Annotated in this window: 11 protein-coding genes; 8 read left to right on the forward strand and 3 right to left on the reverse strand. The window is 64.9% G+C overall.

The window, feature by feature from the left end; all coding sequences use genetic code 11:
• Positions 1–40: 40 nt before the first annotated feature.
• Positions 41–526 carry a (2Fe-2S)-binding protein gene (locus AB5K84_RS02655; RefSeq protein ID WP_028175651.1) on the reverse strand — a complete coding sequence of 162 codons (486 nt, stop codon included), beginning with the start codon at positions 524–526 and terminating at the stop codon, positions 41–43.
• 592 nt (positions 527–1,118) lie between these two features.
• Here AB5K84_RS02655 and AB5K84_RS02660 point away from each other — a divergent pair.
• The 6 genes from AB5K84_RS02660 (at position 1,119) to AB5K84_RS02685 (ending at position 6,636) form a co-directional block, all read left to right on the forward strand.
• Complete coding sequence (locus tag AB5K84_RS02660; RefSeq protein WP_028175650.1) at positions 1,119–1,568, forward strand: SRPBCC family protein; 450 nt, start codon at positions 1,119–1,121, stop codon at positions 1,566–1,568.
• Between the two features lie 406 nt (positions 1,569–1,974).
• Positions 1,975–3,690, forward strand: a complete 1,716-nt coding sequence (locus tag AB5K84_RS02665; protein ID WP_038967449.1) for a PQQ-dependent methanol/ethanol family dehydrogenase — start codon at positions 1,975–1,977, stop codon at positions 3,688–3,690.
• A 131-nt stretch (positions 3,691–3,821) separates the two neighbouring features.
• Entirely contained in the window at positions 3,822–4,994 is a 1,173-nt protein-coding gene (locus AB5K84_RS02670; RefSeq protein ID WP_038967450.1) for a c-type cytochrome, read from the forward strand.
• Positions 4,995–5,132: 138 nt separating this feature from the next.
• Positions 5,133–5,816 (forward strand): response regulator transcription factor, encoded by a 684-nt coding sequence (locus AB5K84_RS02675; RefSeq protein WP_011083163.1) that lies wholly within the window; start codon positions 5,133–5,135, stop codon positions 5,814–5,816.
• Positions 5,813–5,941 carry a hypothetical protein gene (locus tag AB5K84_RS02680; RefSeq protein WP_271556299.1) on the forward strand — a complete coding sequence of 43 codons (129 nt, stop codon included), beginning with the start codon at positions 5,813–5,815 and terminating at the stop codon, positions 5,939–5,941. The genes AB5K84_RS02675 and AB5K84_RS02680 overlap by 4 nt, the downstream gene beginning before the upstream one ends.
• Positions 5,941–6,636: a response regulator gene (locus tag AB5K84_RS02685; protein WP_049832585.1), complete on the forward strand. Its 696-nt coding sequence runs from the start codon at positions 5,941–5,943 to the stop codon at positions 6,634–6,636. Before AB5K84_RS02680 ends, AB5K84_RS02685 begins: the two co-directional genes overlap by 1 nt.
• Positions 6,637–6,819: 183 nt before the next feature.
• Here AB5K84_RS02685 and AB5K84_RS02690 read toward each other — a convergent pair whose 3' ends face one another.
• The gene (locus AB5K84_RS02690; RefSeq protein WP_011083161.1) at positions 6,820–8,178 is read right to left on the reverse strand and encodes a hybrid sensor histidine kinase/response regulator; all 1,359 of its coding nucleotides are present in this window, start codon (positions 8,176–8,178) and stop codon (positions 6,820–6,822) included.
• Positions 8,175–9,341: an FIST N-terminal domain-containing protein gene (locus tag AB5K84_RS02695; RefSeq protein ID WP_011083160.1), complete on the reverse strand. Its 1,167-nt coding sequence runs from the start codon at positions 9,339–9,341 to the stop codon at positions 8,175–8,177. The genes AB5K84_RS02690 and AB5K84_RS02695 overlap by 4 nt, the downstream gene beginning before the upstream one ends.
• 283 nt (positions 9,342–9,624) lie before the next feature.
• Here AB5K84_RS02695 and AB5K84_RS02700 point away from each other — a divergent pair, with 283 nt between their 5' ends.
• Entirely contained in the window at positions 9,625–11,664 is a 2,040-nt protein-coding gene (locus AB5K84_RS02700) for a methyl-accepting chemotaxis protein (RefSeq protein WP_063921594.1), read from the forward strand.
• Between the two features lie 355 nt (positions 11,665–12,019).
• Positions 12,020–14,053 (forward strand): methyl-accepting chemotaxis protein, encoded by a 2,034-nt coding sequence (locus AB5K84_RS02705; protein WP_039186345.1) that lies wholly within the window; start codon positions 12,020–12,022, stop codon positions 14,051–14,053.
• Positions 14,054–14,068: the final 15 nt, after the last annotated feature.

Here is a 14,068-nt window from a genome sequence, read left to right on the forward strand (position 1 = left end):
GAAAGCAGCAAGTGGTGGTCTTTGTTCGAGGCGGGCGGCCTTACTCGGCCGCCTGCGCAACCTTCATGCGTCCGGCTGCATCCAGCACGGCCTTGACGATGTTGTGGTAGCCGGTGCAGCGGCAGATATTGCCTTCGAGCTCCTGGCGGACGGTGGCCTCGTCGAGCTCGCCACCATGGCGGTGCACGATGTCGATCGCCGACATGATCATGCCCGGCGTGCAATAGCCGCACTGCAGGCCGTGATTGTCGCGGAAGGCGGCCTGCATCGGATGCAGCTCGTCGCCCTTGGCGATGCCTTCGATGGTGGTGACGCTGGCGCCGTCGGCCTGTCCCGCCAGCATGGTGCAGGATTTCACCGCGCGGCCGTCCATGTGCACGACGCAGGCACCGCACTGGCTGGTGTCGCAGCCGACATGGGTGCCGGTGAGGTTGAGGTGATCGCGCAGGAGATGGACCAGCAGCGTGCGATCCTCGACGTCGACAGCAACGGCCTTGCCGTTCACTGTCAGTTTGACTGTAGACACGGTGAAGTCCTCCCGAATGTTTGTAGTTATTCCAATTAGAGACAGCGCGAACGGAACTTTGCAACTGGGATTTTGGGGACTGCGCGTCATGGAAAGGTCATCATGGCGGTTGTCGCAGGTCAGCGATTCGGCCACGATGTTCCGTGCCGCCGCCAGTGCGTGGCGCGACCTTGCAGGGAGCTTTCGAAAACGATCTCCGCTTCGTCGATGGCGGCTGGGTTCAGCCGCCGGCGCGAGGCGCTGGCCCTGGATGTCGGCGCCCTTGGCGCGTCGTTTCTCCCTTTGATGTCGTGTTCGTTGTTGCGAATAGGAGCACGCGCCCACGCCGTTGTAATCGCGATCTTGGTAGTAGACGGCGGCAGGCTAACTCATTGATTCTATTGATGTTGACCTTGGCGTTCCTCGCCGGACAGTCCATTCCGTCACTCCGGGGCCCGAGCGGAGCGAGGGAGCCCGGAATCCATCGGGCCGCAGAGTGGATTGAGTGAATGAGACGCCAGAAAAAGCACCCCTAGTACTTCCTGGCGATTGATCGCAGCCGGGCGCCGCCCTAGTCGTGCCATACAAGCAACGGTCAAAAGGGGTGGAAGCGATGCAGATGAACGACAGTCAGCGTATCCCAGCGTCGAAAGCCAATGTGTGGGCCGCGCTCAACGATCCCGATATTCTCAGGCGCTGCATTCCCGGCTGCCAATCGCTCGAGATGGCATCGCCGACGGAGATGATTGCGACCGTGGTGCTGAAGGTCGGCCCGGTGAAGGCGACGTTCAGCGGCAAGGTGACGCTGACCGATATCGATGCGCCCAACGGCTACCGCATCGTCGGCGAAGGCGCCGGCGGCGTCGCCGGCTTTGCCAAGGGCGGCGCGAAGGTCAGGCTGGAAGAAGAATCGCCTGGCGTCACCGTCCTGCACTACGAGGCCGACGCGCAGATCGGCGGCAAGCTCGCACAGCTCGGCTCGCGGCTGATCGACTCGACGTCGCGAAAGCTTGCCGCGAATTTCTTCGAAAGCTTCGCGGCTGTGGTAGCGCCATCATCGTGATCAGCGCGTCGTCCTCGGCGCCTGACGCGAACTTGTAGGGTGGGCAAAGGCGCTCTTGCGCCGTGCCCACCACTTAACCAATCCACGATTGCGAGAGAAGAGGTGGGCACGCTTTGCTTTGCCCAACCTACTGCGCTGATTGGGCGGACGAAGCGGATTACGGCGCGATGCTGCCCAAATCCGATGGCGCTTTTCGAGCTGTAAAATAAGGGCAAGACGCAAGCCCGGACAACGAGATGAGCGGCAAAAGCCGCCAATGATTTGCACTACTACCTTCCGCCTATACTAAGCGCGACAAGGCGATGCTGTAATTTCGAACGATGGCTCGCAGACGAACTGCGCATCACGGGCGCGGCGCGCTCAGGCGCCTAACATGGCGTGCACAACAACATCGTGGAGGGAATACATGACCTTTGGAACGAAGGGCTTCTTGGCTGGCATCTCGATGGTTGCGATGCTGGCTACCGCTACGTCGGGCGTTCGCGCCAACGACTCCCTGCTCAAGGCGCAATCCGACTCGAGCCAGTGGGCCGTTGCCGGCCACGACTACGGCAACACGCGCTTCAGCCCGCTGAAGCAGATCAACACCGAGAACGCCGGCAAGCTGACGCTCGCTTATTCGTTCTCGCTCGCCTCGCTCCGTTCGAACGAATCCTCGCCGATCGTCGTCGGTAACACGCTCTACGTTTCGAGCTCCTGGGGCCCGAAATACGTCTACGCGCTCGATGCCGCCACCGGCGTGCGCAAATGGACCTACGAACCCGATATTCCCGAGGACGTGCTGCAATACGCCTGCTGCGACGTGAACAATCGCGGCGTCTCCTATGCCGACGGCAAGATCTTCGTCGGCCGCCTCGACGGCAAGCTGACGGCGCTCGATGCCGCGACCGGCAAGGCGCTCTGGACGGCGAAGGTGGTCGATTACAAGCAGGGTTCGGTCATCACCTCGCCGCCGCTCGTCGTGCGCGACAAGGTCATCACCGGTTTCGGCGGCGGCGAGTACGGCGTGCGCGGCTCGCTCCAGGCCTTCGACATCAACACCGGCAAGCAGCTGTGGCAGACCTACACCGTTCCGTCGCCGGATGAGCCCGGCGGCGACACCTGGAAGGGCGACTCCGCCCAGCATGGCGGCGGTGCGGCCTGGCTGGTCGGCTCCTACGATCCGAAGACCGACACGGTCTATTGGGGTACCAGCAATCCCGGTCCCTGGAACACGGCGGTACGCTCGACCGGCGACGGCAATTTCGGCAAGCTGACCAACCTCTACACCGCCTCGACGGTGGCGTTCGATCCCAACACCGGCAAGATCAAGTGGCACATCCAGACCACGCCGGCCGATGCCTGGGACTATGACGGCGTCAACGAAGCCGTGCTCGCGGATCTGAAGATCGGCGGCAGCACCGTGCCGGCGCTGATGAAGGCGGATCGCAACGGCTACTTCTTCGTCGCCAATCGCGAGACCGGCAAGGTGCTTTCGGCGGAGAAATACGTGTTCTCCAACTGGGCCAAGAAGTGGGACATCGCCACGATGCGCGCGGTCGAGGATCCCGACAAGCGTCCCGGGCCGAACCATCCCGCCAAGGACATCTGCCCGAACCTGATCGGCGGCAAGAACTGGCAGCCGATGTCGTTCAACCCGCAGACCGGCCTCGTCTACATCCCGTCCAACAATGTCTGCATGGACTGGTCGGTCTCCGACGTCGCCTACAAGCGCGGTGTGTTCTATCTCGGCGCCGAATTCCCGACCAAGGAAGGCCCCGGCGGTTTCCTCGGCGAGCTCGTGGCCTGGGATCCGGTCGCGCAGAAGAAGGTCTGGTCGATCAAGGAAGACCTGCCGTTCAACGGCGGCACGCTGACCACCGGCGGTGGCCTCGTGTTTGCCGGCAACATCCATGGCGATTTCCGCGCCATCGATGCGAAGTCCGGCAAGGTGTTGTGGAGCAGGAATCTCGGCTCCGGCATCGGCGCAGGTCCGGTGACCTACCAGGTCGACGGCAAGCAATATGTCGCCATCGTCGTCGGCCGCACGGCTGCGCTGCCTGCGTTCCTGGGCGAGGTAGGAAAGAAGATGACGGCCGCAGCTCCCGAGGGCGGTTCGCTCTTCGTGTTCTCCGTCCAGTGACCACTCGCGCGCGTATCCCCGCGGGATACGCGCGCGCTTTTTCCAGACTTTGGTTGCGGCATCGGCCGATGCCTGGTGCCGCTGCGCTTGGCTCAACGAGCTCCGGCTCAACAAAGCTATGGGAGACGAGGATGCGTCCGAATCATTCTGGCATCGGTGCGAGCCGAAATCGCGCCATCGCAGGCCTGCTCACATGTGCCGCGCTGATCGTTCCGGTCTCGCTGCGCGCAGACGAGGCGCAGCCGCTCCGCCTCTGCGCCGATCCGACCAATCTTCCATTCTCGAGCGATAGTCCGTCGCAACCGGGCTTCTATGTCGAGATCGGGCAGGCCCTGGCGCAGGCGCTCGGCCGGCCGATCGCCTATGACTGGTACAAATCCTATTTCGGCAAGCGCACCGTGCGCGTCACCCTGCTCGGCAAGCAATGCGACGCCATGATCGGGCTGCCGCGGTCCGAGGATTTCATGGGACCGGCCGTGATCTTCTCCAACGCGTTCGCGAAGCAGGGCTATGCCCTCGTGGCCGCCAAGGGGCAGGCGCTCGATGGCATCGACGGCCTCAAGGGCAAGCGCGTTGCCGTGCAGTTCGCCAGCACGCCGCAGAATCTGCTCGCGAGCCGCGACGACATCCAGAAGGTGACGGTGCTGTCGCCCGAGCAAGGCATGCAGGCGCTCGATCAGGGCAAGGCCGACGTCGCCTTCATCTGGGGGCCGGTCGCCGGCTGGCTGAACAAGACCAGCTACGGCGATCGCTATCAGATCCAGCTCACCGAGGGTGAGGGCCTGTCATGGGATGCGGCGATCGGCTTTGCGAAGACGTCCACCGAGCTGCGTGATCGCGTCGATGCCGTCCTGCCGCAGCTTCAGGGCACGATCGGCGCGCTCGCGGTGAAATATGGCCTGCCGACCGGCCAGCCGGCGCGCTTCGGTGCGACCCAGGCGATGCCGGCGGGAACGACGACCGGGACCGGACCCGGCGTGACGCAGACCGCCAATGTGGTGGCGACCGAGACCAAGGGGGACGCGGCCGCGCCGGCCGCCGAGGCCGTCGGCTCGGGCAAGGAGATCTTCAACGGAACCTGTGCGCACTGCCACGGCCCCGACGCGATCCAGAGCGAGCGGAAGATCGACCTGCGGCTGCTGCGTCACCGCTACGGCGACGAGATGCGCGAGAAGTTCTGGACGACCGTGCATGAGGGACGGCCGACCAAGGGCATGCCGGCCTGGAAAGAGGTCTTCACCGACGAGCAGTTCGACCACATCTTTTCCTTCCTGCTGACGGTCCAGTCCGAATCGAACGACTGAACGATCTTGACCGAACGCGATCGGGAGGATGTGGTAGCGTCCGTCCGGCATCATCCCGGCGCCGGACGGCTATCGCATGGATGTGCCGCTTCCGCTGCTGCGGTCGATGCGGGTGCGGTGCAGTGTTGGGAAGGCCCCATGACCAGCTTCCTGATCATCGACGATCATCCGCTGTTTCGCGAGGCGCTCGGCAATGCGGTGCGGCTGGCCTTGCCGGAGGCGCGGATCTTCGAAGCGATGTCGATCGGGGATGCCCTGCATATCCTGTCGGCCGGGGAGGGCATCGACCTCGCGCTGCTCGACCTCTCGCTGCCGGATGCGACCGGCTTCTCCGGCTTCCTGCGCTTGCGCGAGGCCTATCCGCGCCTGCCCGTCGCTATCGTGTCGAGCGAGGAGGATCAGCACGTCGTCCGCGAGGCGTTGGCGCTGGGCGCCGCCGGCTATCTGCCCAAGTCGACGTCGAAGCGTGAGCTGGCGCAATCGATCGAGGGTGTGCTGAGCGGATCGGTGTCGGTGCCGAAGGATTTCGTGGCGACGCCGCGGCGGCGGGCCGATGCCAGCAAGGCGCTCGAGGTCAAGCTGCGCGAGCTCACGCCGCAGCAGCTTCGCGTGCTCGACCTCCTGCGTCGCGGCTATCCGAACCGGCAGATCGCCCAGGAGCTTCAGCTCGCCGAATCCACGGTGAAGGCGCATATCACCGAGATCCTGCGCAAGCTCGGCCTGTTCAGCCGCAACAAGGCGATCATCGAGATCGGCAAGATGGAGCTGCCCGATCCGCGCAGCCGGCCTCATGCACGGGTCGATCGTGGCAGGCCGCAATGACGCGCGCTGTCGTCCTTGACCTGGATCAAGCCGGCGCCGCCCTGCTGAGCCATTCTCAGCATGTGCAATTCAACGTCGGCCCCGGCGGCATCTTGGGCAAGGTCTTCAGAATGGCTCATACGTGATGCGATTTCTGATCGTCGAGGACCATCCGCTGTTTCGCGAGGCGCTCGAGGGCGCGCTCCGGATGGTGGCGCCCGCGGCCGATATTCTTCAGGCGACCTCGATCGACGGCGCGCTGGAGCAGGTGGCGGCGACCACCGAGCTCGACCTGATCCTGCTCGATCTGTCGATGCCGGGCACCACGGGTCTTTCGGGCATCATCCGCATCCGCAAGGCGTTCCCCAAAATTCCCGTCGTCATCGTATCCGGATATCAGGATCGGCAGATCATCTCCGGCGCATTGTCGCTCGGCGTGTCCGGCTACATCCTCAAATCGTCGTCCAAGCAGGATCTGGCGCAATCGATCGGCGAGGTGCTGCGCGGCGCGGTCTGTGTTCCCGCCGCGTATCGCGGGCAGGTCCGCCCGCAGCGCGCGGCCGGCCCCGCGCAGGATCTCCTGAAGCGCCTGCACGAGCTGACGCCGCAGCAATTGCGCGTGCTCGAAATGCTCAAGCGCGGCCTGCAAAACAAGCAGATCGCCTTTGAGCTCAAGATCTCGGAGACCACGGTGAAGGTCCACGTCTCCGACATCCTGCGCAAGCTCAACGTGATCAGCCGCACCAAGGCCATCGTCGAAATGTCCAGGATCGATTTCGCGACGCTGGCAGGCGGGGGCACCGCGGCCGAGCGCGAGCGACCACGGCCGGACCAGCAGTGAGGCGATCCGCGCCTGGTTTGCCCTCCAGATTGAGAGCGCTCTGTTTCTGATTTCGATTGTAAATCATTGCCTTGAATGGATGTAAGATATTACCGCTACTGTGCATGGGGTTGTTTTCGCCATTTTTGTTGGGAGCCATGCGCGCTTGCCCCGCAGGCGGGGGGCGAAGGCCATCCGCGCGGGCTAGCTCAGCAGGAACGACAGCAGCGCCCGCATCTCGGCGGGCTTGATCGGCTTCTTCAGCACTTCGAGGCCGTGGCGGCTCGCGTCCTTCGCGGCCTTTTCGGAGTAGTCGGCCGTGATGATCATGGCCGGCGTGTCGAGCTTCAGATGCTGGCGGACGTCGGCGATGGCCGACAAGCCGCTCTCGCCGTGATCGAGATGGAGGTCGGCGATCACGGCATCGGGTGCGCCGCCGAGCTCGCTGAGGCGCAGCAGCGCATCCGCGGCCGAGCGCGTGGTCGCGACGTCGCAGCCCCATCCTTCCAGCAGCGCGGCCATCGCCTCCGAGCCGTTCGGGTCGTTCTCGATCAGCAGGATCTTGGCGCCTTCGAGCCCGCTATAGCGCCGCTCGGCGAGCTTGACCTCGTGCACCTCGTCGCTGACCTCGGCGAGGTCGGCGGGCTCCAGCTCCAGGGTGAAGGTCGATCCCCGGCCGACCTGCGACGACAGCCGCACCTCGTGCCCGAGCACGGTTGCGAAACGGCGGACGATGGAGAGGCCGAGCCCGAAGCCGGCCTGGTCGGTCGCGGTCGCCTCGCCGCGCTGGAATTCGCGGAAGATTGCCTGCTGCTGCGCCTGTGCAATCCCAGGCCCGGTGTCGGAGACCTGGATGCAGATGTGGTCGCCCCTCAGCCGGCATCCCATGACGACGCCGCCGTTGCGGGTATAGCGGATGGCATTGGCAAGCAGGTTCTGCAGGATCCGCCGCAGCATCATCGCATCCGACCTCACGGCGCGCGGCGAGGTGCGGATGCGCAGGGAAAGACCCTGCCGCGCCGCGACCGGCTCGAATTCGTTGCGGAGCTGTTCGAACAGGGGCGCCAGCGCAATCGCGCGCACGTCGGGCTTGAGCGCGCCGGCGTCGAGCTTTGCGATCTCCAGCAGCGACCGCAGCAAATCCTCCAGCATCAGCAGCGAGCGGTCGGCCTGGTCGATCAGCAGGCCCGCCTCCTGCGATTCCATCATCTCGGTCAGCGCCGACAGCGTCAGGCGCGCCGCGTTCAGCGGCTGCAACAGGTCGTGGGTCACCGAGATCAGCACCGATGATTTCAGCGAGCTTGCGGCTTCGGCCTGCTGCTTGGCGCGGTAGAGCCCTTCATTGGCGCGCTCGACCGAATGCAGCGCCTCGCGCAGCTGATGAGTCCGGTCGCGAACCTTGTGGTCGAGCGCAATGGCGGTTTCGAACAATGAAAAGGCGTTGAGCTGCTGGTCCATCGAGCGTTCGACGCGCGACATCAGCGCGGCATTGATCTTCTTCAGCTTCACCGCCTCGCGCCGCAGCTGGTCGACCGCATCAGGGCCCTGCAATATGTCCGTCACGACGGGCGCCTTCCGATCGCAACGCCGGTGAAGGTCTGGTTCACATGCATGGAGCCGAACTGCTCGCCATAGGTATGAAAACCGACGACCCGGTTCTGCCGGTACAGGTCGGACATGTCGCGGGCGAGCTGATGCTGCTCGGCGTCGAGCCGGCGAAGCAGGCACTCGAAGCCGATATAGAGCGAGACGTCTCCGATCTGGTCCCGGATCTCGGCGAAGGTGTCGCGGGTCGAGCCGACCAGGCTGCGCGACGTCGCCGCCGTCAGCACCATGCCCTCGTCGATGGCGCAGAAGAAATGTAAGGATCCGTCCGGCTCGACGCGCTGGATCGACCGCGCGTAATAGGCGCCGCCGACGCGCACCAGCACGGGGTGGGACGCGAAGGAGAACGGATCGAGCTTGGCGTCCAGGATCCCGACCATGCGCGAATATTCCTCGGCCGCGGGCTCCGCGTTCAGCTCCCTGACCGTTCGATTTTCGATGTCGGCTTCGGTGACCACCATCTTCTGCGGGCTCGGCTCGAAATTGTCGCACTTGAAAGCCCGGAACGGCAGGGAGGTGTTCAACAGGATCAGGAGGGCGGCGTTGGTGTGTGCCTTGCCGTCGCAGAACACCCAGGTCTTCTCGAAGCGCATCCCGTCGCCTGCGGACCCGCCGACGACCGGGATGTCGTCGAGCGAGGCATAGATCGCGGACATCACCGCCTCCTCGCGGCGGCACAGGCCGTCGATCAACACCAGGCCGAAGGGATTGCCGCGATCGACTTGCGGGGTGATCCGCAACAGCTCGTGCCGGAGCTCGCCGCCGATCCTGCGGCCGTCCTCGACGCGGAAGCTGTCGAGGTTGAGAATGGGCCGCACCGCGGCGGAGAAGTCGGCACGGCTGAACGCCAGCGCCACGACGCTGTTCTCGTCCCAGCCGTCAGGGGCGAGCTCGCCCGCGGTCGTGCAACCGCAGACCTGAGTCTCGTCGAATTGCCGGGTGATCTCGGCGATGAAGTGATGAGGGTCGTAGCTGGGCGAGAGGAAGACCAGGATCAGCGCCAGCTCGTCGGATGGGAGCTGGGCGGCGAGCTCGGCCACGGCTTCATCGACGCTCGCAGCCTTCGATTTGGCAACGGCAACGCCAGACGCACCGCCAAACCGAAAATCGGTTTGCCCCACTCCGTTTCTCCCCTCGAGGACCAGCCTGGTCTAACGCCAAGTGCCTGATAAGTGCCCGACAAGTCTTCAAAGAATAAGGCGTTTTCCGGTTAGCCGCAACACGGCGCCCCACGGGTTGGTAAGGCTGGTCGCGCGCGAGGGGCCGGAAACTCTCTCCACCCGGGGTGCAGGCCGGACGGATTTACCACCCCTTGACGTTTCTGCCTTAATTTTCCGCACGCGTTCGGAAAGGGCTGCTTCCGGGCCGCGTGATCGTTGCAAGAACATAAGGTTGGGGGTGGGAATGTCCGGGCGTATCGCGTCGCCGTCTAAGCGCACCATATTTCCGACCCTCAGGTTCCGCGCCAAAATCATCCTGGGCTTTGCCGCAGTGCTGGTGATCTCCGCCGGCAGCATGGCTTTCGCCTATTTCGGCTTCGAGCGGGTCTCCTCCGGGGTCGGGTCCTACCGCACCAGCGTTTCGGAGGCCGACCTCGCCCGCAACATCGACCGCGAGCTGCTCGCCTATCGTTCGTCCGCCCGCTACTTCGTCGTCACCGGCAAGGAAGATGACGCCAAGGCGGCGCTGGAAGCCGAGGCCAGCCTGAAGAACGCTATCGACCAGGCGATCAAGGGCGCCAAGCGGCCGGCGCGGCAGGAGAGTCTCAACAAGCTCGCCAAGGAGTTCTCGAACTTCTCCGCGACGTTTGCAAAGATCCTGCAGGCCAAGCGCGACAGCGCCCTGCTGGTCCAGAACCAGCTCCAGCGCAATGCCAACCTCCTGAAGTACAAGCTCGACGATATCGGCAACAACGCCTCCGACGCAGAAGCGCAGGCGATCGAGTTCGGCACCAAGCAGGTCAATGCCCAGTTCCAGACTGCGAGTTCGGCCGCGAGCAATTTCATCCTCAACTCCGACCAGGCGGTGGCGACAAGCGCGCTGGCGCGACTGAAGTTCGTCGAGAACTCGCTGGGCGCGGTCTATTCCATGGACGACAAGATCGTCGCCGGCTTGAAGGATGCGAAGGTGCTGCTCGCGGCCTATCGCGACGCGCTGGAGAAGCTGATCGCCAACGCCAAGATGGTCGATGAGCTCGTGACCGAGATGAGCGGCTCGGCTGGTGCGATCCTGCAAGGCGCGACCGCAATGAAGGCGGACCTCGTCGCCGAGCAGCAGCGGCTGGATACGGAATCGGAAGCGACCATCGGGCAGACCGAGCAACTGGTGCTGATGCTGGCCGTCGGCGGCACGCTGTTAGGTGCGATCCTCGCCTTCCTGCTCGGCACCGGCATCTCGCGTCCGATGATCGCGATGTGCAAGGCGATGCGCGAACTCGCCTCGGGCAATTTCGACGTCGTGCTGCCGGGCCTCGGCCGCAAGGACGAGATCGGCGAGATGGCCGGCGCGGTCGAGGAGTTCAAGGTTCAGGCCGTCGCCAAGGCCGAGCGCGATGCCGCTGCCAGCGAAGCCCAGAACAAGGAACTGGCCACCGCCCGCCGCTCCGAGCTGATCCGCTTTGCCGACGACTTCGAGAGCGCCGTCGGCGCCATCGTCTCCAACGTCTCGGCTTCGGCCGTGCAGCTCGAATCGGCCGCGTCCACGCTGACCCGCACCGCCGAGACCACGCAGAGCCTGTCGAGCCAGGTCGCCGGCGTCTCGGAGCAGGCCTCCAGCAACATGCAGTCGGTCGCCACCGCGACGGAAGAGCTCTCGGCCTCGGTCGAGGAGATCGGCCGCCAGGTGCGCGATTCCAGCCGCATTGCGGAAGCTGCGGTGGTGCAGGCCAAGGAGACCGACGGCCGCATCGGCAAGCTCTCGCATGCCGCCCAGCAGATCGGCGAGGTCGTCAAGCTCATCACCGCGATCGCCGAGCAGACCAACCTGCTGGCGCTCAATGCGACCATCGAGGCGGCGCGCGCCGGTGAAGCCGGCCGCGGCTTTGCGGTGGTCGCGAGCGAAGTGAAGTCGCTGGCCAGCCAGACGGCGAAAGCAACCGACGAGATTTCCTCCCACATCACGGGCATGCAGGGCGCCACAGCCGAGTCGGTTGCCGCGATCAAGGAGATCGGCGCCACCATCGGCCAGATCTCGTCGATCTCGACGTCGATCGCGAGCGCGGTCGAGCAGCAGGGCGCCGCGACGCAAGAGATCGCGCGCAGTGTCCAGACGGTCGCCCAGGGCACCCACGCCGCCGCCACCGACATTGGCCAGGTCAACCGCGGCGCCGCCGAGACCGGCTCGGCTTCGGAGGAGGTGTTGAATTCGGCCAAGACGCTGTCATCCGAAAGCACGCGTCTTCGCGCCGAGCTCGACCGCTTCATGGCAAATATCCGGGCGGCGTAAGGCTCGGACTTCTCCCCTCTCTCCACCGTCGTCCTGGCGAAAGCCAGGACCCATTACCCCGAGAGCCAGCTGGGCAAAGACCGGCAACTACGAGTCATCGCCAAACCACGCCCTGTGGTAATGGGTCTGGATCAGCGCTCGCTCGTCCGGGACGACAGCGGAGATTGGTGCCGGCCTTCAATTTGTAGCGGCGCGAGAAAGCGCGCCTTGACATTTGCCCGCGTCACCGAACCGCAAGTTGCGACGCCGCAAATTTACCGCCGCTTATCCTTTGCCAATTACCGTGCACACGAGTCGGGAAGCGGGCTGCTTCCGGGCTGCGCCTGGTTTTCCGCGAATGGAATGGGGTGGGGGAATGTCCGTCAAATCCAAGCCGAACACATCGAAACTGCCAACCTTGCGTTTTCGCGCAAAAATCATCCTCGGCTTCGTGGCGGTGCTGGCCATCCTCGCGGTCAGCATGGCTTTCGCCTATTTCGGCTTCGAGCGGATCCAGGCCGCCGTGGCCTCCTACCGGACCAGCGTGGCGGAAGCGGATCTCGCGCGAACCGTCGACCGCGAGCTGATCGCCTATCAGGGGCTGGCGCGGGCCTATACGCTGACCGGGGCGACAGACGACGAGACCGCGGCCAAGGCGGCCGAAGAGAATCTGAAAGCGGCGATCGCCAAATCGACGTCCGCCACGACCGGCGCCGCGCGCCGCGAGCAGGTCGGCAAGCTCGAGGCGGAGTTCCAGCGCTTTACGAAGGTATTCGGTGAGATCATCACCCTGACGCGCGAGAACAACAAGATCGCGGCCGATGAGCTCAACAGCGTCGGCAACAAGATTCGCTTCAAGTTTGACGACCTTGCCGATACCGCGGCGCTCGCCGGGCTCGCCTCGGTCCAGACCACGGCCAAGGACGTCACCTCGCAATATCTTGCGGTCTCCACCTCTGTCGGCGCCTTCGTCGCCAAGCCCGAACCGAAGACCGCCGACGGCGTGATCGCCCGCATCAAGTTCCTGGAGACCCTGCTGGTCTCGATCTATGCCAACGACCAGAAGATCACCGACCGCGTCACCGAGATCAGCAACCTGCTGAAGCAGTACCGCACCTCCTTTGCCAAGCTGACCGAGAACGTGAAGGTCATCGTCAAGTCGAACGGCGAGATGACCAAGACGGCCGCGTCCATCCTCAAGCTTTCGAGTGAGCTGCGATCGGACCTGACCGCCGATCAGCAGCGCATCGAGGCCAGCGCCAATGCAACGATCGGAGAGACCGAACGGCTGATGCTGATGCTGGCGCTGGGCGGCCTGGCCATCGGCGCCGTGCTCGCCCTGATGCTCGGCAACGGCATCTCGCGTCCGATGATCGCGATGTGCAAGGCGATGCGCGAACTCGCCTCGGGCAATTTCGACGTCGTGCTGCCGGGCCTCGGCCGCAAGGACGAGATCGGCGAGATGGCCGGCGCGGTCGAGGAGTTCAAGGTTCAGGCCGTCGCCAAGGCCGAGCGCGATGCCGCCGCCAGCGAAGCCCAGAGCCGGGAGCAGGCCGCAAGCCGCCGCTCCGAGCTGATCCGCTTTGCCGACGATTTCGAGAACGCCGTCGGCGCCATCGTCTCCAACGTCTCGGCCTCGGCCGTGCAGCTCGAATCGGCGGCGTCCACGCTGACCCGTACCGCCGAGACCACGCAGAGCCTGTCGAGCCAGGTCGCCGGCGTCTCCGAGCAGGCCTCCAGCAATATGCAGTCGGTCGCCACCGCGACGGAAGAGCTCTCGGCCTCGGTCGAGGAGATCGGTCGCCAGGTGCGCGATTCCAGCCGCATTGCCGAGGCCGCCGTGGTGCAGGCCAAGGAGACCGATGGTCGCATCGGCAAGCTCTCGCATGCCGCCCAGCAGATCGGCGAAGTGGTCAAGCTCATCACGGCAATCGCCGAGCAGACCAACCTGCTGGCGCTCAATGCCACCATCGAGGCGGCGCGCGCCGGTGAAGCCGGCCGCGGCTTTGCGGTGGTTGCCAGCGAAGTGAAGTCACTGGCCAGCCAGACGGCGAAGGCCACCGACGAGATTTCCTCCCACATCACGGGCATGCAGGGCGCCACCGCCGAGTCGGTCGCCGCGATCAAGGAGATCGGCGCGACCATCGGCCAGATCTCGTCGATCTCGACGTCGATCGCGAGCGCGGTCGAGCAGCAGGGCGCCGCGACGCAGGAGATCGCGCGCAGTGTCCAGACGGTCGCCCAGGGCACCCAGACCGCAGCCACCGACATCGGCGAGGTCAATCGCGGCGCCGCCGAGACCGGCTCGGCTTCGGAAGAGGTGCTGAATTCGGCCAAGACCCTGTCATCCGAAAGCACCCGCCTCCGCGCCGAGCTCGACCGCTTCATGGGGAATATCCGGGCGGCGTAAGGCTCGGACTGCGCC

It is taken from the genome of Bradyrhizobium sp. 1200_D9_N1_1 (genome assembly GCF_052075915.1).
Taxonomy (GTDB): domain Bacteria; phylum Pseudomonadota; class Alphaproteobacteria; order Rhizobiales; family Xanthobacteraceae; genus Bradyrhizobium; species Bradyrhizobium diazoefficiens.

Bases quoted from the DNA above. Each gene is read 5' to 3' on its own strand.
- AB5K84_RS02660 (WP_028175650.1), top strand. From the start codon at position 1,119: ATGCAGATGAACGACAGTCAGCGTATCCCAGCGTCGAAAGCCAATGTG.
- AB5K84_RS02665 (WP_038967449.1), top strand. From the start codon at position 1,975: ATGACCTTTGGAACGAAGGGCTTCTTGGCTGGCATCTCGATGGTTGCG.
- AB5K84_RS02670 (WP_038967450.1), top strand. From the start codon at position 3,822: ATGCGTCCGAATCATTCTGGCATCGGTGCGAGCCGAAATCGCGCCATC.
- AB5K84_RS02675 (WP_011083163.1), top strand. From the start codon at position 5,133: ATGACCAGCTTCCTGATCATCGACGATCATCCGCTGTTTCGCGAGGCG.
- AB5K84_RS02680 (WP_271556299.1), top strand. From the start codon at position 5,813: ATGACGCGCGCTGTCGTCCTTGACCTGGATCAAGCCGGCGCCGCCCTG.
- AB5K84_RS02685 (WP_049832585.1), top strand. From the start codon at position 5,941: ATGCGATTTCTGATCGTCGAGGACCATCCGCTGTTTCGCGAGGCGCTC.
- AB5K84_RS02700 (WP_063921594.1), top strand. From the start codon at position 9,625: ATGTCCGGGCGTATCGCGTCGCCGTCTAAGCGCACCATATTTCCGACC.
- AB5K84_RS02705 (WP_039186345.1), top strand. From the start codon at position 12,020: ATGTCCGTCAAATCCAAGCCGAACACATCGAAACTGCCAACCTTGCGT.